The following is a 24,982-nucleotide window of genomic DNA, read 5'->3' as shown; positions in this document are numbered from 1 at the left end:
AAAACCAAGCAAATTTTAGTTTGCTTGGTTTTTTTGTTAAACAGTAGGAGATTCGTTTGATACAAAGATATCTTCATGTTTCTTTGTAGTACTTAAAACAAATTTATGTTGTAGTAATTGTAGCTTAAATAACGCCAAAGGATCATGATATGTTTCTGGATTACTTCTTAGCGTCGCTAATGTTTGCTCGTCTTCCTGTATCTCAAGTTGAGCTGCATCTACATTTTGTTTCAATATATTAAGTGGATCTTTGAAGAACATCATGATATCACGTTCTAATGCACCTTCAAATACTTCAAATTGAAGGAAGAATTGTTTGGAAATTGTGTGAGCAATTTCTGTATAGTCTTCTGTTTCAATATATTGTTTATATTTGTTGGCGAGCATAGATTGGTTTTTTTGCATATTACCAAATAATTTTCCGGCACTTTTTAAGAAAAACTGTGTCGGTGTAAAGCGTAATAAAATATTGATGTTCGTTACTGTAATTCGATTTGTCATTCGTGCAACATCTCGATTCCAGTCATCTAATAATTTGAAATCGCAAGGAAGTTTCATACGTTCTTCTTTATATAATTTATTAAACGTTTCACTCATTTCATCTAAATAAGCTTGAGCTTGAATAAATTCATTATGTGCGGTTTCAATCCATTCTTGAATAGACCCAGTAAATTTAGGAAGAAGTACCTGTTGTACATGCTTTTGAACACGTTCATTCATTGCAGCATTTAATTCTTCATGAACTAGTTTGAAATCACTATCTTCTTGAACAAGATCAGAGCAACTCTGTAATAATTCAGGAATTTGAGAATGTATATCTCGTGTAATTTCTTCTTTCGTTAAAAGATAAGATTCGGTAATAGAGCGAATTTTATCTTTTTCAAGAGCAGTAAGGTTATTAATAAATCCAGTAAGTTTCACTGAGATGTGTTTATTCCAGCGTACGGATTTTACTAATGTATTTTCTAATTCCACACGTTCATTTATGAGATAAGCAATTGTCTTTTGCGTAAACCATATTAGCTTTTCTATACGTTCTTTTTCTATATCGCGCTTTGCAAGATTAGAGAGAATAGATTCTGTTACATCTCCAAGTTGCTGGCTACTCTCTTGCGAAGGAGAGTATGGGAAGAATTGTGCATCTGGAAAATGTATTTTAAGTTTACTAATTAGTTTTTCATTAGTAGTCGTATTATTTGTGTGTAATACGAAGTGAATTTGTAAGTTTGGTACTTGTTCACGTAAATAAATTAATGTATCAATTTCTTTACTATGCAATGGTGAAGAAGAATTTAATACGTAAACAAGACTATCTGCTGCTTGTAAGTATTCAAAGTATGCATTGCTTTTATCCAATTGCTCTTGAATGGATGGTGTAAGAAGAAATGTAAACTTATTTTTTCTTAAAAACCTACTTGGTAGCTTAATTTCTATACATTTTTTCTCAAGTTCTGACTGAGCAGATGTAGCCGTTATTTGATGGAATTCATCAAGGTTAGGGATATTTCGTATATCTAACTCGGTAAATTCTGTTATTTCAGTTTGACTAGCGTCTTTAAATAGAATAGGAGTTGTTAAAGTTTCAGTTAAGATGTTCTCTCCTAATATTGAATTAACAAATGATGTTTTATCATGGTCACTAGTTCCAGCTATTAGTAGTGGTGTGATATTTAAATCACATAGTTCATGGACTAGTAGCGTAAATTGATGACTTAAATCTACATCATTTTTCTCAGCCCATACAGCGATTGTTTCGAATAAATGAGAAACTGTTTCCATATTTACATCTGCTTCAGCTGATGTATTAGAAAGTAAGGATCCAGCACTTTTTACGAGTAATGATTCTAAAGTTGTAGGTGAGACTTCATTCCATGCTAACACTGCTGCAGAGACAACTAGAGAATCTTTTGCTTTCGTTAAACTGAACCAATTTGTTAATAAATTTGGTACAAGTCCGTTTAATTCATGCATAAAGTGATTTCCGGTAATTAATGCAAAGTATGTTTCTTGATAGCGAGTAGAAATTTCATTCCAATCGTCATTATTGTCTGTTTCAATATGCAAGAATAAATGATTGATACTTTGAATCCAAGGAAGGTATAAGGATTCATGTTGATAGCTATTCCAAAGAGCAATAACAAGTTCTTTAAATTGAGCTTGATCAACAGCATATAGAGCTTTTAAAGACTCATAGAAATATTCAGGCTTAATATTTTTTGTAAATCCTTTGTTTATGTAATTTATTAACGTATCAAACCAGTGTAAAGATTGTGTTCGAATACCTTCTTGAACAGCTAGTTCGATAGCGTTGTTCCAATCTTCTTGTTTTTCATAGAAAGAACGTGCAATTGCAGTAATATTTGGATAATCCGGTTGGAATGCAACAGCTTCACTAATCGTCTTAAAAGCGAGTCCTAAACGATCTTGTTCGATATAAAGAGAAAGAAGTTGTAAGGAAACCTCCATCGTAAGAGTTGTATCTTCCGTTTGAATAGATTGATAAAGTTCTTCTGCCTTTGGTAAGAATCCTAGTTCAAAATAAGCATCTGCAATATTTTTTGTCGCCCAAAGTGCAAGAGCATTATTTACTTTTTCCCATTTAAATATAGCTGCTTCAAAATCTTTATTTTGATAATAAAATTCACCTTGAGCAAATCGAATATTAGAAATGTTGGAGAATTCATTTTTAGATTCATTTATATATGCTTCACCGAGTACTTCCGATGCAGGAGTAGAAGTTTCTTCTGTTAAAAATGTTTTATAGTAAACTTTTTGAATAAATTGATTTTCAATGGTCATGTTCGTTCCCCCCTGTATAATTTAGAAAAATGATGTCGTATGTAAAAGGGTGTATGTTCTTTTAATAGGTAGAAGTTGCATTATATAGACCAAACTATGTTTTTGCTAGATATATCATTTTTCTTGAGAGTTAAACCGTTGCGAAAAGTAACTTTCCTTTATTGTAACAAAAAAACACGCATATGAATTTTTATTTTTTATCGGGTTATTTGCGGGCAGTAAGAATCTAATCTCAAAATTGGTGAATATAAGTAAGTTATGTGGGAGTCGGGATGTCTGTAGAAGCAAGATTGGCTTAGGTTAATAATTGGTAGAGGATGAAGAAAACTCCCACTGATTAAAGTTTCACTTTATCTCTGTTAAAGGAAAGAATAGAAGTAGAGTTCATTATAAAAACAATGTATAGTGAATATGTATACCATGTTTGCCTTAAAGATAGAAAGGGTACAATGTGGAATAACGATCGTGCATAGGATGTGTCTTCCGAATGGAACAACATATTGGCGAGTTAATCGCGCATTATGGCTATTTTGGAATTGTTATAGCTTTGGCTGGTGGGATTGTCGGATTACCGATACCAGACGAGTTTTTATTGACCTTTGTTGGTTATAATGTTTCAAAAGGAGTTATGTCAGGAACTGCTGCTTTTTTAAGTGGGATGGCTGGTGCGATGTTAGGGATCACGTTAAGCTACATATTAGGTTTAAAACTTGGGCTCCCTGTTTTAAAGAAATATGGGCCGAAAATTAGAATTAAAGAACATCACATTGAAAAAACACATATTTTATTTGAAAAATATGGGCCATTTCTTTTAATGATTGGTTATTTTATACCGGGAGTACGTCATTTAACGGCATATTTTGCTGGGGTATCAAATTTGACACTTTGGCGTTTTTGTTTGTACGCTTACGGTGGTGCGTTCATTTGGATAAGTGTTTTTATTGGGCTTGGCTGGAAGTTAGGCGAGAAGTGGCGCTTCGTTGAGTATAGTTTACATCATTATGGAATATGGATTTTATTAATTTCAGCAGTTGTTACATGTGTTGTATGGTTGTACATAAAGAAAAAGAAAAACCGCTAATAGCGGTTTTTTTAGCTGAAAGCAATAAATAATACACCAGCTGTAATAAAGACTACACCAACACCGGTCATAAAGTTTAACTTTTCACCGAGGATAATCATAGCGAGAATGATAGAAAATACGACGCTTAATTTATCGACAGGAGCTACTTGTGAAACCTTTCCTGTTTTGAGGGCAAGAAAATAAAATAGCCATGACGAAGCACCTGCAACCCCACTTAATGTGATAAATAGCAGTGCTTTTTTATTTAGCAGTACGTCGCCGATATTTTGAAATTTACCTTGTATGATAATAACGCCTATCATAAATAATGCCATAATAATAGATCGAATTGTTGTTGCAACGTTTGCATCGATGCCGTCTAAACCAAACTTTCCAAAAATCGATACAAGGGCAGCAGCAATTGCTGATAATAGTGCAAATAAGAGCCACGAACTCATAGTAAAATTCCTCCAATCTTACAGTATTATACATGAAAATCATTCTCATGTATAAAGTTGAAGCAATTGAGCTTTATAGAAAGCGCGACTTCAACTTAACTTCTTGCTCCACCTGAATTTTAAGGTGGGAGTTTTACTGCCTGCAAATAGTGGGCTAAATAACGAAATAATCCCCACCTTATATTTTTAATAAGGTGGGGATTATTATACTACTCTGCAATTTCCTCATATAAAAAGTACGTTACATTATAAATATGTTCTACTTCATCGTCTGTCATAAACAGTAATTCGTCACGCTCAATCCCTTTTTTCTTTTCAATAAACTCAATCATGTTTTTGCGTTCTTCTCTCTTCATCAATTTTATTTCTCCTCTCAATCTGTTTTAATACAGTTTATTTAAGTTACTGCTATTATATAACAGAATCTTTAGAAAGTTCCACCTATTTTATTATTTTTTTAAAAGAACTTTTCGACAAAACAAGCCCACCTAAGGGGGGGCTTGTTTTATTTTATAGTCGTAAAAACTCAGGCTCCGTCGTACCGGCACCATCAATGTAATAAATTGTGTCGGGATTAATTTTTATCAATACGTAATTAGGGTCTTCAGGACCGAGTAACCAACGTTTTAAGCTATTATTCCAAAACTTGTTTTTTAATGTTGAGTCTTCCTCGATTGAAGCTAATCCTTCAACTTCAATATAATCTTCATCTAATTTTTTTCCTTCTCGTCCGAGTAGTACATGGACATTAGGATTTTGTTCAATATCTGTTATCTTTTTTGATTGTCGATCTGTTGCAACATATAGTACAAAATCTTCATGGAAAAACATCATAAAGGCACTATGGGGTTTTTCGTTACGTACTGTAGATAATACACCGGTACGTTGTCCTTGGATAATAGTTGCAATTTTCTCTTTTAAGTGCATATTCTTTACCTCTTTTCCTAATTTATATTTTCTCTGTTTAAACAAGATAATTTAAATATCTTTCATACTGTTTTCTTCAAGTCCATTTTTTAAACGTAATTGTGATGAAATCGGACAAGTTAGGAGAAGAATAATAATAATATTGAGGAGAAATACATACGATGGAAGGATGAAAAGCATGTTTAATAAAATATTTCTTATAGTAGCACTTATAGGTGTACCACTATCTGTACTTGGAAAAACACTTCATTGGCCAGAAACACTTATGTTCGCTGTGTATTGTATTACGATTATCGCATTAGCTGGTTTTATGGGGAGAGCAACAGAGAGTTTAGCAATTGTTTCTGGTCCTAGAATAGGCGGGTTATTAAATGCTACTTTCGGTAATGCTGTTGAACTTATCATTTCAATTTTTGCACTTCAAGCAGGGTTAATTGAAGTGGTGTTAGCTTCTTTAACCGGTTCTGTACTTGGAAATTTATTATTGGTAGGGGGGTTATCTTTCTTTGTTGGAGGTCTTAAATACAAAAGACAAAGTTTTAATGTATATGATGCAAGGCATAATTCAGCTTTATTAATATTTGCTGTTGTTGTGGCCTTTGTTATTCCAGAGATCTTTTCAATGAAGATGGACGCTGGCAAGACGTATCAATTAAGTATAGGTGTTTCTATTATTATGATTATCATGTACCTTGCTGCATTACTATTTAAGTTAGTTACGCACCGTGGTGTATATCAACATAAAAGTGACGAAGTAGCGCATGAAGAAGAGCCAGAGTGGTCGAAAGGGAAGGCGCTCCTTATTTTAGCGATAGCAACACTGGCAGTAGCTTATGTGTCAGAGGCACTCGTACATACTTTTGAAACTGTCGCAAAGTCATTTGGCTGGTCAGAGTTATTTATAGGGGTTATTATCGTTGCAATTGTTGGGAATGCAGCGGAACATGCGTCTGCAATTATTATGGCTTATAAAAATAAAGTAAATATTGCAGTCGAAATTGCAATAGGCTCTACATTACAAATCGCCATGTTTGTTGCTCCTGTATTAGTATTGCTATCTATGTTCTTCACGCAAAGGATGCCTTTAGTATTTACCATACCAGAACTTGTGTCTATGATTACAGCCGTTTTCTTAACGATTGCGATTTCCAATGATGGAGATACAAACTGGTTTGAAGGTGGCACTTTACTAGCGGCGTATGTCATTATGGGAATTGGTTTTTATTTATTATGAAAAATAGGCATAACAATTGCGCTCAGAGAAAACAATAAACGAAGTAGTATATATACCTACATAGGAAGGAGCCAGACAGGTGAAACGAGTATACAGCATATGTCTTTCAACTATGGTCTCGTTTATTTTATTATTTCCTAACATGAGTTTTGCAAAGACAACAGTAGGAACAAAAATGCCTTCATCTGTTTTAAATATTTCAAAAGACAATACATTTCCAAATGATGCGCAAGATTTGCCACGTTTGCAACCAAGTAAATTTGCTCAAGAGCTATTGAAAACGGCTAATATTAAAATTGAAAATCCAGACTTAATTCGGATGTTTAATGAAACGACAATTTCAAATGCGCCGCTTGCAGTAGGGTATCGGGCAAAAATTTATTTGGGTCAATGGGCTTTACATTATGAATCAGTAGACACATCGATTAATTGGGAATATAAACAAGTGAATCGAAATGTGTATGATAATCGCGGAGGAGACCGTTTATATCCACTTCGCTATAAGCAAGAAACACAAAAGACGGTTGAAGGCGATTTAACAGCAGATATGAAAGATGCTGCAGATGTGAAAAAAATGATGCTTCTCAAAGCACTTGAAAAAGTACAATTACCCCTTTCGTTTAAAACGACCATTGGTTATGGTACTGGACATGAGCGTGTGTATAATATTAGTCCGAGTCAACTCGGATATTTATACGCTTATACACCAGCAGTAAATGAAAAAGGAAAAGTAACATTTGGAGAAGTGTATCTTGTATTAAAGGGAAATCAAAAAAGACTTGTTGTGAAAAATATTACTTCTCAAGGAATTGGAGCTGCTATTCCAATTCATGATCATTTGTATTTTAAATTCATTTCTTCTTCCCACTCGCAATAACATGAAAAAACGTCAGCTTATAAGCTGACGTTTTTTTATAATGTAATGTTTGCTGTTTTTGATAAGAAATCTTCTGTCGGATAGTAGCTGTTTTTTACAAGAACATTTGGTCCAAGACATTTTACTGCAGGACAGTGACAGCTTAATGATTTTGCAGTTTTTGAAGCGCTCCATTTTTCATACGCTTCTTGTAATGTGTTTGTTTGTATGTTTCCTAGAAGTGGAACATCACCAAAATCAGTAACGATAATATTGCCATCAAAAATATTTACATTTAAGCGTGAACGACCATCTGGATCGTTACGAACAGTTACATTTTTGCTCTCTTGTAACTTTTTAAATGTGGCAATGTCTCGCTCGTCATCGCTACAAGCATAGAAAGGTAAAGTTCCAAATAACATCCATACATTTTCATCGCGAATTTCTAGTAAATGCTCAATCGCATCACGAATTTCAGCTTTTGTTAAAATCTCTAGATTACTCGCGAAGTCACTTGGATACATTGGATGAACTTCATGACGTTTACAGCCCATCTCTTCGACGATTTGGCGGTGAATATGTTCAATATGTGGTAGAGTTCTTTTGTTTAACATTGTTTCGGCAGATACAAGTACACCTGCATCTGATAGAGCCTTACTATTTGTAATCATTCTTTCGAATAATTTTGCACGTTGTTCGTAAGTAGGTTTACGCTCCATCATTGCAAATCCGCCTTCAACGAAGTCATCGATTGTTCCCCAGTTATGAGAGATATGCAATACGTCTAAATAAGGAATAATTTGTTCGTAACGTGCTAAATCTATAGTTAAGTTAGAGTTGATTTGAGTGCGAACGCCTCGTTCATGGGCGTATTTTAAGAGTGGTGTTACATAGTTGTCGACGGATTTTTTTGAAAGCATAGGTTCTCCGCCAGTAATACTTAAAGAACGTAAATGAGGAATCTCATCTAATCGTTTTAATAAAAGATCCATCGGAAGCGGATTTGGGTCTTTCGGCTGTAACGTGTAACCAACAGCGCAATGCTCACAGCGCATATTGCATAACGTCGTCGTTGTAAATTCAACATTTGTTAATAGTAGTTTGCCGTACTCTTCAAGGTCCATATACGCTTCCCATGGATCGTAAGAAGGAGTAATCGGCTTCATTTTTTGTGATATCGTCATATGAAATACTCCTTTGACTATTGAAATAACAATTTGTCCATTCTCTATAATAGAAGAATATGTGCTTTTTATAAAGTGAAACTTTTTATCATGAAAAGAGAGAGGGCTTACATTATAGTGGATGACTATGACAAAATTGATGAAATTTCATGCCCATAGCAATCGTTTTTGCGGTATAATAAAAGCAACTCGAATTAAAAGGAGAGTGCCTTCATGGGAAAAGCAATTCAAGATAAAGATACACAATTAGTATATTTAAAAGAACGTTTAAATATGTTCATTGAAGTAATTGATACAATTGAACCCGAAGAAGTAGAATTAGAAGATGTAGATCGTCTTCTTGCAATGTTAGATGAATTAGAATTAAAATGTGAGCAATTTAAAAAAGACGAATAATATATTAAAAAGGCTACCAATTCCAATTTGGTAGCCTTTTTCTGTTCGGGTAATAGAAGGACGATAGAAAAAGAGGTATAATCAAGTTGTGAAAAATTTCATTTATGCTCTAATAGCGTGAAATAAATAGCTAAAGAGCATAACAATTGAATTTTTAGCTCATAACGTTTTGGTAGCGTTCACAATTGAGGGGGAAGTAACAATGGAAAAGCTTCAAGAAAGCATGTATCAACTAATTGTTGAAACGTCAACGAACTTACCGAAAGATGTTCGTCGTGCGATTCAACAAGCGAAAGAGCGAGAAAATGCAGGGACTCGTTCTGCGATGGCACTTGGCACAATTACAAATAATATTAAAATGGCCGATGATAACATCTCGCCGATTTGCCAAGATACAGGGATGCCAACGTTTAAAATTTATACACCAGTTGGTGTGAATCAATTAAAGTTGAAGGAAGCTATCTATAATGCGCTTGAGCGGGCGACAAAAGATGGTAAACTTCGTCCCAATTCTGTTGATTCTCTTTTTGGAGATAATAGTGGAAATAATTTAGGACCAGGTACACCGGTGATTAAGTTTGAACAATGGGAAAAAGATTATATTGATGCACGTTTAATCCTAAAAGGTGGTGGCTGTGAGAATAAAAATATTCAATATAGCTTACCGTGTGAACTAGAAGGACTTGGACGAGCTGGCCGTGATTTAGAAGGGATTCGTAAATGCCTTCTTCATGCAGTATATCAAGCACAAGGGCAAGGATGTAGCGCTGGTGTAATTGGTGTTGGTATCGGGGGAGACCGCACATCAGGTTATGAATTAGCAAAAAATCAATTATTCCGTACATTAGATGATGTCAATCCAGTACCAGAGTTACAACAACTTGAAGAGTACGTATTAGAAAATGCGAATAAGCTTGGCATTGGTACAATGGGATTTGGTGGAGAAACAACTTTACTGGGCTGTAAAATTGGCGTGTATAACCGCCTGCCGGCTAGCTTCTACGTATCTGTGGCGTATAATTGTTGGGCATATCGCCGCCTAGGTGTAACAATCCATCCTGAAACAGGTGAAATTATGGATTGGTTATATCAAGAAGGTGAAGATACACTTCAGCATGAAGCACAAGAAAAAACAGAGCAACGTGAGATTGTATTACAAGCACCAATTACAGAAGAGCAAATTCGTGAACTTCGCGTTGGTGATGTTGTAACAATTAATGGCATGATGTATACAGGTCGTGACGCAATCCATAAGCATTTAATGGATAATGATTGTCCAGTAGATTTAAATGGACAAATTATTTACCACTGTGGTCCAGTTGTTGTGAAAGATGAAAATGACAATTGGCAAATTAAAGCGGCAGGTCCAACGACAAGTATTCGTGAAGAACCGTACCAAGGCGATATTATGAAGAAATTCGGTATTCGCGCTGTCATTGGAAAAGGCGGTATGGGTGCGAAAACATTAGCGGCTTTAGAAGAACATGGCGGTGTATATTTAAACGCAATCGGTGGTGCAGCGCAATATTATGCTGAATGTATTAAAGAAGTGAAAGATGTTGATTTCTTACAATTTGGTATTCCAGAAGCAATGTGGCATTTACGTATCGACGGGTTTAAAGCAGTTGTAACGATGGACTCTCATGGTAATAGCTTACATGCAGATGTTGATAAAACATCACTTGAAAAATTAGCTAGCTTTAAAGAGCCAGTATTTAAGTAAATAAAAAATGCATCTCGAATGATTCGAGATGCATTTTTTTGGTATATATAGAAAAACATGTTCAGCATGAAAGAATGCGTTGCAACAGAAACTACAAGTACGATTATATATGGAAAGGAGACTATTTATGAAATATAAATGGTTATATATCGGTCTCATTTTTTCAATTATGATGGCACTTGTTCCAGTTTCAGCACTGGCTTATACAAATACTCCACATAACTGGGGAATCCCGCGTCCTAAAAATGAAACAGTACCAGATGCAGGAAAGTTATATACAGATTTACTACAAAAAAATGGCGGGTTTTATTTAGGAGATACGAAGAAAAAAGATATTTATTTAACATTTGATAATGGATATGAGAATGGATACACAGGGAAAATATTAGATGTACTAAAAGAGAAAAAAGTACCAGCAACTTTCTTTGTAACGGGACATTACATTAAAACACAAAAAGATTTATTGTTAAGAATGAAGGATGAAGGACACATTATTGGAAACCATTCTTGGAGTCATCCTGATTTTACAGCGGTAAATGATGAGAAACTTCGTGAAGAATTAACGAGTGTAACAGAAGAAATTAAAAAAGTAACTGGGCAAAAAGAAGTGAAATATGTACGTCCTCCGCGCGGTGTATTTAGTGAAAGAACGTTAGCTCTTACGAAAGAAATGGGCTATTATAATGTATTTTGGTCACTTGCATTTTTGGATTGGAAAGTGGATCAGCAAAGAGGATGGCAATATGCGCATAATAATGTTATGACGATGATTCATCCAGGATCTATTTTATTACTTCATGCAATATCAAAAGATAATGCAGAAGCACTTGCAAAAATCATTGATGATTTGCGCGAGAAAGGGTATCATTTTAAAAGTCTAGATGACTTAGTAAAAGGCAATCAACCGTAAGCATGTATGCTTACGGTTTTCTCATGCTATAATGATGTGTAAAAAGGATGGGGAAACGTATGTGGAGCGAGCATGTTACGTTAGAGTATCCGTATCATTTTGAAGAAGTATTAAAACGTTTATCTTTTGATCCTCTTAACGTCATTCAATTAGATGAGAAAGTTATTTATATCCCGCTTTGTATCGACGAGGAACAGGTTGTTGTTCGCTTACAAGGGATTGGTACTGTTCAAAATCCACAGTTTTGGATTTCTAGTCAGACAGGAGATCCAGAGAAAGTCATGAAACGAATGAGAGCCATTTTTCATTGGAATGAACCGTTTCAAGATATACAAAATCATTTTTTAAACACATCATTACGTCCACTATTTGAAACATATGCTTATACTCCAATTATTTTAGAATTTGATTATTTTGCTTGTCTGCTTCGCTGTATCATTCACCAACAAATAAATTTGAAATTTGCTACTGTGTTAACAGAACAATTTGTGAAACGGTATGGAACAGAGAAGAACGGTGTATTCTTTTTCCCCACTCCGGAAATAGTAGCAAATATTTCAATAGAAGAATTGAGAGAGCAGAAGTTTAGTCAGCGAAAGGCTGAATATATAGTAGGATTAGGTCGAAGTATTGTCAGTGGTACATTAAATTTAGCGAGTATAGAAAATGGGACGGAAGAAGACATTTCAGCACAATTGTTGCCAATTAGGGGAATTGGTGCATGGACAGTGCAAAACTTTTTAATGTTTGGGCTTGGACGGAAAAATATGTTCCCGAAAGCGGACATTGGGATTCAGCGTGCAGTGCAAGGTATATTTCAATTAGATGATAAACCTGATGATGCATTTTTAGAAAAATTGAAACAAGAGTGTGAACCATACTGCAGTTATGCAGCGTTATATTTATGGAAAAGTATAGAGTAGAGGTGTAATAATGATACAAAAGCAACATGAGAGTAAGTTGGAAGTTGGTCAAACGTTTCCTGTGACAATTAAACGTCTTGGGATTAACGGAGAAGGCGTTGGTTATTTTAAGAGACAAGTTGTTTTCATTCCAGGGGCATTACCAGGAGAAGAAGTTGTTGCAGAAACAACGAAAATTCAGCGTGGCTTCGCTGAAGCGAAAGTGAAAAAAGTTCGTAAAGCTTCACCGCATCGTGTGAAAGCACCGTGTCCAGTATATGAGGAGTGTGGCGGTTGTCAGCTGCAACATTTAGATTATAAAGAACAATTGAATCAAAAGCGTGATATCGTTGTACAAGCATTTGAGAAGTACATGAAAAATAGTATGGAAGAGAAAATTCGTCCAACGCTTGGCATGGAAAATCCATGGCATTATCGTAATAAGAGTCAATTACAAGTGGGGCGTAAAGACGAAAAGGTTATTACAGGGCTATATAAACAAAACTCACATCAGTTAATTGATATCGCTCACTGTATGATTCAACATAAAGCAACGAATGAAGCGACAAAAGTTGTAAGACGTATTTTAGAAAAATTAAATGTTTCTATTTACAATGAGAAAAAACAAAAAGGTTTAGTACGCACAATTGTAACACGTACTGCAGTTCAAACAGGTGAAGTACAAGTTACACTTATTACAACAAAAGAAGAATTACCAAATAAAGAACAATTTATTGCAGAAGTACAAAAACAGATGCCAGCGGTTAAATCAATTATGCAAAATGTAAACTGGCGTAAAACATCTGTTATTTTTGGCGACAAAACATTTAAATTAGCTGGAAAAGAAGTAATTCAAGAAACACTTGGTGATTTATCATTTGAATTATCAGCACGTGCGTTCTTCCAGTTGAATCCAGAGCAAACCGTTGTTTTATATAATGAAGCAAAAAAAGCCGCTGCGTTAACAGGCGATGAGAAAATTGTAGATGCGTATTGTGGCGTTGGTACAATCGGTCTTTGGCTTGCAAATGATGCAGCGGAAGTACGTGGTATGGATGTAATTCCAGAAGCGATTGCAGATGCAAGAAAAAATGCAAAGCGTCACGGATTTACAAATACGAAATATGAAGCAGGTAAAGCTGAACAATGGTTACCGAAATGGGTAAAAGAAGGATGGCGTCCAGATGTAATTGTTGTCGATCCACCACGTACAGGTTGCGATGATAAATTACTGGAAACAATTTTAAAGGTGAAGCCGAAACAAGTTGTGTATGTGTCTTGTAATCCTTCTTCATTAGCACGTGATGTACAAGCATTAATGAAGAGCTATGAAGTGGAGTATGTGCAACCAGTTGATATGTTCCCGCATACAGCTCACGTAGAAAATGTAGTGAAGCTTGTTAGAAAGTAAAGTTTATTAATATTCCCTCATGGTATGAGGGAATATTTTCTATGAAGGAGAATATTATGCATAATTATAAATTAACAATTCAGTACGATGGCGCACGTTTTAAAGGATGGCAACGTCTCGGTAATAACGATAATACAATTCAAGGAAAAATCGAAAGTGTCATATCTGAAATGGTCGGAAAAGAAATTGAAATTATTGGTTGTAGTAGAACAGACGCTGGTGTACATGCTTTGAATCAAGTTGCTAACTTTCAAAGTGATGAGAAGTTAGTGGAACATAAAGTGAAAAAATATTTAAATCAATATTTACCTAATGATATTAGCATTACGAATGTGGAAGAAGTACATGATCGTTTCCATGCTCGTTACAATTCTAAAGCAAAAACATATCTGTATAAAATTTGGAATGAAGAGCATACAAATCCATTTATGCGTAAATACAGCATGCATGTGAATAAAAAATTAAATGTGAAAAGCATGAAAGCAGCTGCGAAACATTTAGTTGGTTCACATGACTTTACTGCTTTTTCAAATGCGAAATCAAAGAAAAAATCTATGGTTCGAGAAGTATATACACTTGATGTGATGGAAGAGGCAGGGTTTGTACAAATTAGAGTAAGTGGTAACGGCTTCCTTCATAATATGGTAAGAAAAATTGTCGGGGCATTAATTGAAGTTGGATTAGGACAATTAGACGCTGAAGCAATTCCAAACATTTTAGAGGAAAAGCAGCGCAATCAAATTAATTGTCTTGCTGAGGCAAGTGGGTTGTATTTAGAGAATGTTGAGTTTTAATGGCAAATAAAAAAATCGGGCTAAGTAGCTCGATTTTTTTAGTATTACGAAGATTTCTCGTTTTTTATACGTAGCTTCAAATTCCAAAAAGCAGCAAGCATAATAGCTGCAAAGGAGCCACTAATTGTTCCTAATAGCTTTGCATAAGGAAAGCTACTCATATCACCATTAATGAATAACATTATACATAGAACAGCAGGGAGAAGGTATAAGTAGTGTAATAACTTTAATTTTTTATCATTACTCATATATATAGCCCCTTTCTAGCATGTTATATGTTTATTATAACATATTTTACCAAGTTATTTTTGCACTTGGAGACATGTTTATTTCATATGTGTAAATGCAGTTTTTTAATTCGATATTGTAAGTTTTGCCTACTTAATCCTAAAAATTTTGCAGCTTGTGAAATGTTGCCATGATTCTCTTTAAGAATTTGATTAATGTAGTTCTTTTCCATTTTTTCTATTGTGTGTTTTAAAGTTTTAGGTGCATCAGTATTGTGATTAGTTAGTGCATGCTGCATATTGAATTCTGTTTTTATTCGTTCACGAAAGCGAGTAGGCATATGAAACGCTGTAATGATGGTTTCATCTTCTATCAAGTTCATGGAACCTTCAATTATATGTTCCAACTCCCGTACGTTTCCAGGCCAATCGTATGCATAGAAAAATTCTCTTACATTTACATCTACATCGGTTACGTTGAGCCCAAATTGAGTATTATATTTTTCAATAAAGTGCTGAACAAGAGCTAGAATATCTTCTTTTCTTTCACGTAAAGGCGGAAGACATAAAGTAACGACGCTTAATCGGTAATATAAGTCTTCTCTTAATCGATTATGTGCGATGGCTTCGAAAGGATCTTCATTAATAGTTGCTATAATACGAACATCAATTTCTTTTTCGTGTGTGCCTCCGATTCTTCGTATTGTTTTTTCTTGTATAGCTCGTAGTAACTTCGCTTGAAGTGCTGGACTTAATGAGTTGATTTCATCTAATAACAAAGTTCCTCCGTTCGCTTCTTCAAATAAACCAGCTTTATCGATAGCTCCTGTAAATGCACCTCGGTTTGTACCGAATAATAAGCTTTCCATGAGTGTATCAGGTATAGCGGCACAGTTCTGTGAAATAAAGGGTTTTGTTGAACGCTGACTTTCATTATGGATGCTTTGTGCAAATAGTTCTTTCCCAGTGCCTGTTTCTCCTACTAGAAGTATGGAGGAAGATGTACGAATTACTCTTTTTCCTTCAGTAATGATTGATTGAATAGCTTCAGAATCACCAATTATGTGATCAAAGGTAAATTTAGTACTTTGTTTTCGAGAAGGGCCCATTCTTATTGTTTGCTTTAAGTTACTAATTTCTTTTGATATTTCAATAGCGCCTTTAATTTTTCCATTTTCTATTATAGGAAAAGTATCGTTAATCGTTGTAATTTCTTGTCCTTTATTGTTAAAATACGTTTGTTTTATATTTTTCTTTGTTTTTCCAAATTTTAATGCCTCTATAAGAGTACTATTTTTATTTTCTTCAAATGCAAATACCTCTAAAGGACTTTTATATAGCACATCTAAGCGATCCATTGATTCAATTTCCATCATTTTGCGGTTATAGACAATCGTTTTACTTTCCTCATTAATAATATGAATCCCGATATCGAGTTCATTGATTAAAGTTTCATATAGCATATTCATTTCAATAATTTGTTTGAAATTAATTTCTTCTGTATGCATGTAACATCTTCTCCTCATTTCACCCTATGAAGACTGACTTTTTATAATTTTATTAAAATTCTTATAAAATCGCAAAAAATTTTTGCTATTTTTCGTTTAAAACTTTTTAAATGATCGAAAAATTTTGCGGTTGTGCACATTTTTTTGTATGAAACTCTCATTTAATACATGAATTAGAGACTTGGTACGTATTTTGCATAAATAATATTTGAAATCTCTAGAGGGGAGAATATGAAATTTTACAGGATATACAACGTTTCGGTGTCAATTAATAAGAGGGAGGGATTTATAAAGTGAAGACAGTTATAGAAGGTGTGTATAGTCCTTGTTATGGAAAAGTAGAGAAGTTATTTGTTACGGAAAGTTCTTACGTATACGAGTGGGAGAAATTAGCGTTAATTGAAACGATAGATAAACAGAAAGTAGAAATTAAGATAGGAATCAGTGGTTATATTGAATCATTAGAAGTAGTAGAAGGACAAGCTATTGCTGATCAAAAGTTATTAATAACAGTAAGGGATGACCTTTTAGTAACAGGCAGTGATTAATGTAAGTGATGTGTATTTTTGCTCTTTTCAATCATTATTTTTACGGTGAAGAATTTTAAAAACGCTTACATTAAATGGATTGGCAAAGTGAAAAGGGGGGGATTTATATGATGGATCAAAACCAAGGATTAAAAAGAGAATTGAAAAGCAGGCACATATTTATGATTGCACTCGGTGGAGTTATTGGTACAGGACTTTTTTTAGGGTCAGGTTATACGATTCATGAGGCTGGACCTGGAGGAGCAATTGTAGCGTATCTTGTCGGTGGATTTGTAATGTATTTAACGATGCTCTGTCTTGGAGAATTAGCTGTTGCGATGCCTGACGCAGGGTCTTATCAAACGTATGCGACAAAGCATATTTCTCCTGCAGCAGGTTATGTAGTGGGATGGATGTCGTGGTTAAACTGGTCTGCTACGATAGGTATTGAATTAATTGCAGTTAGTATTTTGATGAAACGTTGGTTTCCTGATGTACCGTCATGGATTTGGTGTGTAGTGTTCGCGGTACTGCTCTTTGCTATTAATGCGTTATCTTCAAGAAGTTTTGCGGAAGTGGAATTTTGGTTTGCAAGTATTAAAGTAATTACAATTATTGCATTTATTATTTTGGGCGGGGCAGCAATGTTTGGGTTTCTAGATATGAAAGGGAATGAACCAGCGCCAATGTTCTCTAGCTTTACTGATTATGGTGGATTGTTTCCAAATGGATTATCAGCCATTTTAATTACAATGATTGCAGTTAATTTTTCTTTCCAAGGAACAGAATTAGTTGGTATTGCAGCAGGTGAGAGTGAAAATCCAGAGAAAACGATCCCGAAGGCAATTAACAATACAGTTTGGCGTATACTTGTTTTCTTTGTACTATCTATTTTTATTCTTGCTGGACTATTCCCTTGGCAGCAAGCAGGAGTAATAGAAAGTCCATTCGTAGTTGTATTTGATAAAATTGGTATTCCTTATGCAGCAGATATTATAAATTTCGTTATTATTACAGCAGTACTATCCGTTGCGAATTCAGGATTATATGCAACTTCGCGTATGCTATGGTCTATGTCTAATCAAGGAATGATTAGTCCGATTTTTGGTAAGTTATCTAAAAACGGTGTTCCTATTTATGCATTGATTGTAAGCACAATTGTAGGTTGTCTCTCATTATTATCAGGTATTTATGCGGAAGATACAGTTTATTTATGGCTGCTTTCTATCGCTGGATTTGGAGCGATACTAGTTTGGGCATCTATTGCTCTATCTAACTTATTAGCTAGAAGGTCATACATAAAGCAGGGCGGGGATGTCAAAGACCTGAAATTTAAAACACCGCTGTATCCATTCGTACCACTGCTTGCGCTATTATTAAATGTAACAGTAATCGTTGGCATGGCCTTTATTCCAGAACAAAGAATGGCATTGTATTGTGGTATTCCATTTATGATTGTTTGTTTACTGTTTTATCGTGCTACAAGAAATAAGGGAAGTAATGTAGAGCATATTGAAAAGACAAATACAACGGAAGTAGAGAGTTTATAATAGTGATCAATTAGGAGACTGTAAAATTGTAAACAGTCTCTTTTTTTGTGAAAATAAAGCTGGAAACATACTATGTATGCAAAGGGGAATTAGCGATGAATCGAGAAATTTCGCAGTTGTTAAAACAAATAGATTCAAGGAAAGAGGAATTGTTAGAACTTACAAAAACATTAATTCGTTTTGAAACACCAGCACCGCCAGCGAGAAATACAAAGGAAGCGCAAGAATTTGTTGCAGAGTTTTTAAGAAAACGAAATTTTAGTATTAATAAATGGGATGTATATCCGAATGATTCGAACGTTGTTGGGGTAAAAAAAGGAATAAAAAGTGACTCATATAAAAGTCTTATTATTAATGGTCATATGGATGTAGCTGAAGTGTCAGCAGATGAGGCGTGGGAAACTGATCCATTTGATCCATTTATAAAAGATGGCTGGTTAGTTGGACGTGGCGCAGCAGATATGAAAGGTGGGCTGGCTGGAGCGCTATTTGCCATTCAACTTTTACAAGAAGCTGGTATTGAATTACCTGGAGATTTAATCTTTCAATCAGTAATAGGGGAAGAAGTTGGAGAGGCAGGAACACTTCAATGCTGCAGGCGAGGTTACGATGCTGATTTTGCAGTCGTAGTGGATACGAGTGATTTACATATGCAAGGGCAAGGTGGTGTTATTACTGGATGGATTACAGTGAAAAGTCCGCAAACGTTTCATGATGCAACGCGCAGACAAATGATCCATGCTGGAGGACGTTTATTTGGAGCGAGTGCGATTGAAAAAATGATGAAAATTGTGCAGAGCTTACAAGAATTAGAGCGTCACTGGGCAGTCATGAAAACATATGAAGGCTATCCATCTGGAACAACAACAATTAATCCAGCTGTTATTGAGGGGGGAAGGCATGCGGCGTTTATTGCGGATGAGTGCCAGTTATGGATAACAGTGCACTTCTATCCGAACGAAACACATGAACAAATAATAAAAGAAATTGAAGAATATATTGGAAAGGTAGCAGCTGCCGATCCATGGTTAAGTGAAAATCCGCCACAATTTAAGTGGGGCGGAGAATCAATGATTGTAGATCGTGGTGAAATTTTCCCTTCATTAGAAGTAGATAGGGAACATGCAGCTGTAAAAAAACTTAGCTCAGTACACGAGTCTATTTTATCAAAAAATGCAATTTTAGATATGTCTGCAACGGTAACTGATGGCGGTTGGTTTAGTGAGTTTCATATTCCAGCGATTATATATGGACCAGGTACATTAGAAGAAGCACATTCTGTAAATGAGAAAGTTGAAATTGAACAGTTAATTGAATTTACAAAAGTAATAACAGCATTTATATATGAATGGTGCCACACGAAAAAATAGATTTGTATAGTAAAATCGTACGAGTATGTATACTTGTACGATTTTTTAGTGAACTATTTCAGAGGTGAAAATAAACAACTGAAATAGTTCTTTATTTTGCTATGTCTTTCGTTTTATTTCAAGTAATTTCTCTTTTGCTAATTCAACGGCGATCGCATCATCTAAATAGCCAATTGGAAAGAGATAGTCGGGAATAATATCTGTCGATAAAATGAAATACAGTAATGCGCTCCCAAGAACTGCACGTTCTTCTTTTGAAATGGTTTCATTGCAAAATTGTTGATACATATCTGTTAATTGTTCAATAAAAGGACCAGCACTATCAATTTGCTCTAATTTGCTTGCGAAACTGTCATGAATACGTTTTTCGCCTTCTGTTGTCTGGGCATAGCGTTCGTAATTTTCGAGTTCTTGTTTTACGCGAGTTGTAGTGTAATCGAAATCGAATAAGTTAGAGGAGTGCAGCGTTTGCTGAATGGTATCAAGAGATGTGTACATATCTGTTTTTTCTTTATTTATGTGAGGAGAATCAGGGTACATTTCATCAAATAACAATTGGGGTGGAACTTGAAGACATTCTGCAAATTTTTGTAGATGTTTTTGTTTTGGCGGTTGTTTTCCATTAATAATTCTTGAGACTGTTGCAGGATCAATATTTGTAAGTATTCCTAGTTGGCGCATAGATAAGGCGCGTTCTTTTAAAAGTTTTTTTATTAATTTGCCAAGCCGATCATTCGGGTTTTCATTAGCCATAGTGTAGGCACTCCTTTTTTAGTATTGAAAAAATATTGAGCATTTATTACAAGTATATGAAACAGACAGGCACAGTTGCTCAACATTTTCATAATATGCATTGAAAAGTGAGAAAAAGGGGTGACTATTTATGAGTACAGTAGGCTTATTTTCAATTTTTTTAATCGGGATCGCTTCTAATTTAGATAATGCAGGTGTTGGAATTGCATATGGCATTCGTAAAATTCGTATTTCGTGGTTTAACAATTTTATCATCGCATTCTTTGGATTTTTATTTACTTTACTAGCTGGATTTTTTGGAAACTGGATTGCGTTATTTATTTCAGAGTTTACAGCAAATCTGATTGGAGCAATCGTTTTAGGGATAATCGGTGTGTTTATTTTGTGCCAGCCTTTCTTGGGTCAAAAAAATACTGCAGGTTCTAAAGATGATAATGTACTTATGGGCATTTTACGTAATCCGGAAAAAGCAGATTTTGATGGTTCTAAAACAATTAGTTTCTCAGAAGCAATTGTTTTAGGAGTTGCGTTGTCTATTAATAATATTGCAGGTGGATTTGATGCAGGGGTAACAAATTTAAATCTTTGGCTTACAGCGACTATTTCTGGGGTGTTTAGTTTTATTTGTATTAGTGGTTTTGCGTATGTAGGAAAACGATTTTTAGCAGAATACTTAGGGAAATGGGCGACAGTTATCGCAGGACTATTATTAATTCTTATTGGGATCGATCAGTTGTTGTAAGGAGAGTAGAAAACAAGGTTCGAGTATTTCCTTGGAAATACAGCAAGAGATTGCATATATCGACGTACTTTTCTCCATACTAATACGGATTTCTTTTAAGAAAGGGGGATTTGTATGGGACGCGGGAAAGCATTTGATCATAAGAAAAAAGGGCATGATCATCAACCACCTAAAGGTGCGTTCATTCATAAAGATGTAAATGAACATACTTTGGAAGAGGAAGAGCTACCAGTAAATATTGAGGCGTATAAAAATAGTTTGAAAAAACATTAAAAGCACCTACATAGGTGCTTTTTTACCGTATATCTTCAATTAATTGTTCGGATTCTTCATGCATACTGTACTCACTTAATACTTGAATGCAAAGCCACTTTAATTCCTCAATCGTATGCTCAAGTTCTTCAGGAAGCACATGATAAATGTCTTCAAGTCCCATCCCGAAATGAATAAGTTCAAGTACTTGATCATCGATGTTCCGATCCATTAATAATTCAAGTACTTCTAAATTGAATATGTATCGGTGAGCTTCGTCGAGTGAAACAACTTTTAACTTCAAGCTTTCTACAATACTCAATATAAAAAGAAGGATTGTTTTTTCAAGAACAGGTTGTTTTCCCATTTGAAATATTAGTTTCATCTTTCACACCTCCACATATAGCGCTAGGTTGTACTATATTATTCAGGAGGGGGGAACAAATATGCATGATATAGAGAAACTTTCAGCACTGTTTTTGTAAGAGGATTGATAACTGACAAAAGTGAGGTTTTGGCAAAATAAAAAATCCTGCTAGTATAGCAGGATAACTCGCGATTAAAAAATGCTCCAACCTTCTTGAGCAGAAAGAAGTTCAAGAATTTTAAAACCGGCAATACTATTTCCGTTTGCATCTAAAGCTGGTCCGAAAATACCGATTCCCATGTCTCCTTTTACACAGCCAAAAATACCACCGGCTACACCACTTTTTGCAGGAATACCAACACGAATTGCAAATTCACCAGATTCGTTATACATACCACATGTGACCATAAATGTTTTGCAAATTTTTGTAATATGCTTAGGGATAATTTGTTTTTTCTTATATGGATCATATCCATCCATTGCAAAAATTAAGCCGATACGTGCTAAATCGATGCAGTTTACTTCAACTGCGCATTGACGAGTATATAAATCCATAAGTTCTTCAATATCACAATCGATAATTCCGTTTTGTTTCATATAATAACAAAGTGAACGGTTTAGGTAAGCTGTCTCTAGTTCTGAATCGGCAACTTTAGAGGAATAATTAATAGTAGGATTATCTGTTATTTCACGTACAAAATGAAGAATACGTTCCATTTTTTCCTCGTTATCTTTTCCTGTTAGCATGCTTGTAATAGCTAAAGCCCCTGCATTTATCATTGGATTAAGGGGTTTGGATGGACTTGTCGTTTCTAACTTAATAATAGAATTAAATGGGTCACCCGTTGGTTCCATTCCAACTTTAGAAAATACATATTCTTCACCACGGTCTAAAAGGGCAAGGGCAAGTGTAATTACTTTGGAAATACTTTGAAGAGTAAATAGTGTTTGTGAGTTGCCTGCATGGATATATTCTGTTTCTTTATGGAAAATGGCAATCCCTAAATCGTCTGGATTTGCATTTCCTAGTTCGGGGATATAAGTAGCAAGTTTTCCTTTTTTCGTATACGGTTTTACTTGTTCTAACAACTGTTGTAAGTTGTTTGTTTCAATGCACTGCATAGTACCAACGCTCCTATTTTGAATTAACTAAGTTTACTTTTCCCGATATGCTCGGAAATAAATAATAACATGAAAAAGTGGAATGATAAAACGAAAGTTCAATGTGCTATAATAGGTCTTTCGTTTCGAGTATTCTGTATTTTAAAAAGGAGAATTTTCCTTTTATATAACAGTTTGGAAATAGGAGATTTATCTATAAAAAGTTCAGAAATAAAAACTACACATCTATACAACTATATGTTATTATGGTTATGTAATAGAAAGCGTTTTCTAAAGCGTACTTATAATGATAACGATTTCATAAATTTGATTAGGGGGAATTAAAATGTTGCAGTTTTTACAACGTATTGGTAAAGCTTTAATGCTTCCGATCGCAGTACTACCAGCAGCAGGATTATTGCTTCGTTTAGGGCAACCAGATGTATTTGATATTCCTGTTATGGCACAGGCCGGCGCAGCAGTTTTTGATAACTTAGCACTTATTTTTGCAATTGGTATTGCAATCGGTCTTTCAGTGGATGGTAGTGGTGCAGCAGGTCTTGCAGGTGCAATTGGTTATCTTGTTATGAAAAATAGTATTGATGCACTTAGCAAAGGGTATTCAACTGCTGAATTACAAGATAAATTAGGTAAAGTCCAAGATTTAATAGGTAATAGCGCAAATGTAGATCCATCTAAGCTTGCGGATACAATGACACAAGTATCTAAGGCTGCTGAATTATCGACTAAAGTAGATATGAAAGTCTTAGGTGGTATTATTGTTGGTGTTATAGCAGGACTTCTTTATAATAAATTCCATAAGATTAAACTTCCAGAATGGTTAGGTTTCTTTGCTGGAAAACGTTTCGTTCCAATTGTTACATCAGTCGTGATGCTGATATTAGGAATTCTATTTGCACAAATTTGGCCCACAATTCAAAATGGTATTGATGCATTAGCTCATGGAATTGTTAATTTAGGTGCAATTGGTTCAGGATTATTTGGTTTATTAAACCGTTTATTAATCCCAATTGGTTTACACCACGTAATGAACACATACTTCTGGTTTGTATTTGGGGACTTTACAAATGCAGCAGGTAATGTTGTTAATGGTGATATTGCTCGTTTCCTTGCAGGTGACAAAACAGCAGGTATGTTTATGACTGGTTTCTTCCCAGTTATGATGTTCGGTTTACCAGCAGCATGTTTCGCAATGATTGCAGCTGCTAAACCAGAAAAGCGTAAAGCAGTTACTGGTATGTTAGCTGGTCTAGCATTAACTTCATTCTTAACTGGTATTACAGAGCCTATTGAATTCTCATTCATGTTCTTATCACCAGTATTATATGGTATTCATGCTGTACTAACAGGTCTTTCTTTATTCATTACAACATCGCTTGGCATTCATGATGGTTTCTCATTTAGTGCCGGTGCAATCGATTACGCTTTAAACTTCGGTATTGCAACAAAACCAGTCTTACTAGCAGGTATCGGCTTAATTTACGCAGCAATTTATTTCATAGTATTCTACTTCTTAATTAAGAAGTTCGATTTAAAAACTCCTGGTCGTGAAGATGACGATGAGTTAGTTGAAGATGGTGAGGCACCAGTTGCAGGTTCAATTGGTGAAACTTACGTAGCAGCTTTAGGCGGAAAAGAAAACTTAACAGTTATTGATAACTGTGCAACACGTCTACGCTTACAAGTAAAAGATGCTGGTCAAGTAAATGAAGCAGCATTAAAACGTGCTGGTGCAAAAGGTGTTATGAAATTAAGTAATACAAGTGTCCAAGTTATCGTAGGTACAAATGTTGAATCTGTTGCCGATGATATGAAAAAACACGTATAAATAATGAGATAAGAGGATGTCCAAAAAGATTGATAACATCAATTTTTTAGAGGATATCCTCTTTTTTTGTTAATAATTT

25 protein-coding genes and 1 pseudogene are annotated in these 24,982 nt (G+C 34.9%); 16 read left to right on the top strand and 10 right to left on the bottom strand.

Annotation, left to right across the window (positions count from 1 at the left end; genetic code table 11):
• Positions 1–36: 36 nt before the first annotated feature.
• The gene (locus ACTFRY_RS25590) at positions 37–2,799 is read right to left on the bottom strand and encodes a tetratricopeptide repeat protein (protein ID WP_016117117.1); all 2,763 of its coding nucleotides are present in this window, start codon (positions 2,797–2,799) and stop codon (positions 37–39) included.
• A gap of 487 nt (positions 2,800–3,286) precedes the next feature.
• Between ACTFRY_RS25590 and ACTFRY_RS25585 the strand changes: the two genes are divergently transcribed.
• Positions 3,287–3,880 (top strand): DedA family protein, encoded by a 594-nt coding sequence (locus tag ACTFRY_RS25585; RefSeq protein WP_000434874.1) that lies wholly within the window; start codon positions 3,287–3,289, stop codon positions 3,878–3,880.
• Between the two features lie 11 nt (positions 3,881–3,891).
• Here ACTFRY_RS25585 and ACTFRY_RS25580 read toward each other — a convergent pair whose 3' ends face one another.
• From ACTFRY_RS25580 to ACTFRY_RS25570, 3 genes are all read right to left on the bottom strand, one after another.
• Complete coding sequence (locus ACTFRY_RS25580) at positions 3,892–4,320, bottom strand: EamA family transporter (RefSeq protein WP_000100296.1); 429 nt, start codon at positions 4,318–4,320, stop codon at positions 3,892–3,894.
• Positions 4,321–4,529: 209 nt separating this feature from the next.
• The gene (locus tag ACTFRY_RS25575; protein ID WP_000817786.1) at positions 4,530–4,676 is read right to left on the bottom strand and encodes a BH0509 family protein; all 147 of its coding nucleotides are present in this window, start codon (positions 4,674–4,676) and stop codon (positions 4,530–4,532) included.
• 154 nt (positions 4,677–4,830) lie between these two features.
• Complete coding sequence (locus ACTFRY_RS25570) at positions 4,831–5,247, bottom strand: pyridoxamine 5'-phosphate oxidase family protein (protein ID WP_000550220.1); 417 nt, start codon at positions 5,245–5,247, stop codon at positions 4,831–4,833.
• Between the two features lie 178 nt (positions 5,248–5,425).
• Here ACTFRY_RS25570 and cax point away from each other — a divergent pair, with 178 nt between their 5' ends.
• Complete coding sequence (cax, locus tag ACTFRY_RS25565; protein ID WP_136986108.1) at positions 5,426–6,481, top strand: calcium/proton exchanger; 1,056 nt, start codon at positions 5,426–5,428, stop codon at positions 6,479–6,481.
• 79 nt (positions 6,482–6,560) lie between these two features.
• A complete protein-coding gene (locus tag ACTFRY_RS25560) occupies positions 6,561–7,358 on the top strand; it encodes a YfkD famly protein (protein ID WP_002102695.1) in 798 nt (265 codons plus the stop codon).
• 35 nt (positions 7,359–7,393) lie between these two features.
• Here ACTFRY_RS25560 and yfkAB read toward each other — a convergent pair whose 3' ends face one another.
• On the bottom strand, positions 7,394–8,521 hold the full coding sequence (gene yfkAB, locus ACTFRY_RS25555; protein WP_000156023.1) for a radical SAM/CxCxxxxC motif protein YfkAB: 1,128 nt from the start codon (positions 8,519–8,521) through the stop codon (positions 7,394–7,396).
• A 213-nt stretch (positions 8,522–8,734) separates the two neighbouring features.
• Here yfkAB and ACTFRY_RS25550 point away from each other — a divergent pair, with 213 nt between their 5' ends.
• The 6 genes from ACTFRY_RS25550 (at position 8,735) to truA (ending at position 14,657) form a co-directional block, all read left to right on the top strand.
• Complete coding sequence (locus tag ACTFRY_RS25550; protein WP_000513558.1) at positions 8,735–8,917, top strand: SE1561 family protein; 183 nt, start codon at positions 8,735–8,737, stop codon at positions 8,915–8,917.
• 202 nt (positions 8,918–9,119) lie between these two features.
• Complete coding sequence (gene fumA / locus ACTFRY_RS25545; protein ID WP_000413527.1) at positions 9,120–10,640, top strand: class I fumarate hydratase; 1,521 nt, start codon at positions 9,120–9,122, stop codon at positions 10,638–10,640.
• Positions 10,641–10,767: 127 nt separating this feature from the next.
• Positions 10,768–11,550 (top strand): delta-lactam-biosynthetic de-N-acetylase, encoded by a 783-nt coding sequence (gene pdaA / locus ACTFRY_RS25540; protein ID WP_000875956.1) that lies wholly within the window; start codon positions 10,768–10,770, stop codon positions 11,548–11,550.
• A 59-nt stretch (positions 11,551–11,609) separates the two neighbouring features.
• Positions 11,610–12,473 (top strand): DNA-3-methyladenine glycosylase family protein, encoded by an 864-nt coding sequence (locus ACTFRY_RS25535; protein WP_000269421.1) that lies wholly within the window; start codon positions 11,610–11,612, stop codon positions 12,471–12,473.
• Between the two features lie 10 nt (positions 12,474–12,483).
• The gene (rlmD, locus tag ACTFRY_RS25530; protein ID WP_000615200.1) at positions 12,484–13,863 is read left to right on the top strand and encodes a 23S rRNA (uracil(1939)-C(5))-methyltransferase RlmD; all 1,380 of its coding nucleotides are present in this window, start codon (positions 12,484–12,486) and stop codon (positions 13,861–13,863) included.
• Positions 13,864–13,919: 56 nt separating this feature from the next.
• The gene (gene truA / locus ACTFRY_RS25525) at positions 13,920–14,657 is read left to right on the top strand and encodes a tRNA pseudouridine(38-40) synthase TruA (protein ID WP_000553118.1); all 738 of its coding nucleotides are present in this window, start codon (positions 13,920–13,922) and stop codon (positions 14,655–14,657) included.
• 44 nt (positions 14,658–14,701) lie between these two features.
• On the opposite strand, the gene ACTFRY_RS25520 is transcribed toward truA, so the two are convergent.
• Complete coding sequence (locus ACTFRY_RS25520) at positions 14,702–14,905, bottom strand: hypothetical protein (RefSeq protein WP_000063854.1); 204 nt, start codon at positions 14,903–14,905, stop codon at positions 14,702–14,704.
• 83 nt (positions 14,906–14,988) lie between these two features.
• Positions 14,989–16,392 carry a sigma-54 interaction domain-containing protein gene (locus ACTFRY_RS25515; protein WP_098616491.1) on the bottom strand — a complete coding sequence of 468 codons (1,404 nt, stop codon included), beginning with the start codon at positions 16,390–16,392 and terminating at the stop codon, positions 14,989–14,991.
• 293 nt (positions 16,393–16,685) lie between these two features.
• Here ACTFRY_RS25515 and ACTFRY_RS25510 point away from each other — a divergent pair, with 293 nt between their 5' ends.
• From ACTFRY_RS25510 to ACTFRY_RS25500, 3 genes are all read left to right on the top strand, one after another.
• Positions 16,686–16,940, top strand: coding sequence for a biotin/lipoyl-containing protein (locus tag ACTFRY_RS25510; RefSeq protein WP_000859489.1), 255 nt, complete (start codon positions 16,686–16,688; stop codon positions 16,938–16,940).
• 107 nt (positions 16,941–17,047) lie between these two features.
• Positions 17,048–18,469 (top strand): amino acid permease, encoded by a 1,422-nt coding sequence (locus ACTFRY_RS25505; protein WP_000969247.1) that lies wholly within the window; start codon positions 17,048–17,050, stop codon positions 18,467–18,469.
• A gap of 95 nt (positions 18,470–18,564) precedes the next feature.
• Positions 18,565–19,839, top strand: a complete 1,275-nt coding sequence (locus ACTFRY_RS25500) for an acetylornithine deacetylase (protein ID WP_098616490.1) — start codon at positions 18,565–18,567, stop codon at positions 19,837–19,839.
• Between the two features lie 99 nt (positions 19,840–19,938).
• Here the strand turns inward: ACTFRY_RS25500 and ACTFRY_RS25495 are convergent, their stop codons facing one another.
• Positions 19,939–20,592 carry a DUF1232 domain-containing protein gene (locus tag ACTFRY_RS25495; protein WP_061663405.1) on the bottom strand — a complete coding sequence of 218 codons (654 nt, stop codon included), beginning with the start codon at positions 20,590–20,592 and terminating at the stop codon, positions 19,939–19,941.
• 130 nt (positions 20,593–20,722) lie between these two features.
• On the opposite strand from ACTFRY_RS25495, the gene ytaF reads away from it, so the two are divergent.
• On the top strand, positions 20,723–21,334 hold the full coding sequence (ytaF, locus tag ACTFRY_RS25490) for a sporulation membrane protein YtaF (protein ID WP_000108729.1): 612 nt from the start codon (positions 20,723–20,725) through the stop codon (positions 21,332–21,334).
• 114 nt (positions 21,335–21,448) lie between these two features.
• Positions 21,449–21,607 carry a hypothetical protein gene (locus ACTFRY_RS25485; protein ID WP_000532409.1) on the top strand — a complete coding sequence of 53 codons (159 nt, stop codon included), beginning with the start codon at positions 21,449–21,451 and terminating at the stop codon, positions 21,605–21,607.
• 22 nt (positions 21,608–21,629) lie between these two features.
• Here ACTFRY_RS25485 and ACTFRY_RS25480 read toward each other — a convergent pair whose 3' ends face one another.
• On the bottom strand, positions 21,630–21,971 hold the full coding sequence (locus ACTFRY_RS25480; protein WP_000766604.1) for a DUF3969 family protein: 342 nt from the start codon (positions 21,969–21,971) through the stop codon (positions 21,630–21,632).
• A gap of 174 nt (positions 21,972–22,145) precedes the next feature.
• Complete coding sequence (gene glsA / locus ACTFRY_RS25475; RefSeq protein WP_098533933.1) at positions 22,146–23,075, bottom strand: glutaminase A; 930 nt, start codon at positions 23,073–23,075, stop codon at positions 22,146–22,148.
• Positions 23,076–23,144: 69 nt separating this feature from the next.
• Here glsA and ACTFRY_RS25470 point away from each other — a divergent pair.
• A pseudogene (locus ACTFRY_RS25470) lies at positions 23,145–23,259 on the top strand (transcriptional regulator).
• 141 nt (positions 23,260–23,400) lie between these two features.
• Positions 23,401–24,903, top strand: coding sequence for an N-acetylglucosamine-specific PTS transporter subunit IIBC (gene nagE / locus ACTFRY_RS25465; protein WP_000938893.1), 1,503 nt, complete (start codon positions 23,401–23,403; stop codon positions 24,901–24,903).
• Positions 24,904–24,982 lie beyond the last annotated feature (79 nt).

The organism is Bacillus cereus group sp. MYBK195-1 (assembly GCF_051916605.1).
GTDB classification, from domain to species: Bacteria; Bacillota; Bacilli; order Bacillales; family Bacillaceae_G; genus Bacillus_A; species Bacillus_A cereus.
This window is presented reverse-complemented; position numbering and strand designations above follow the sequence as displayed.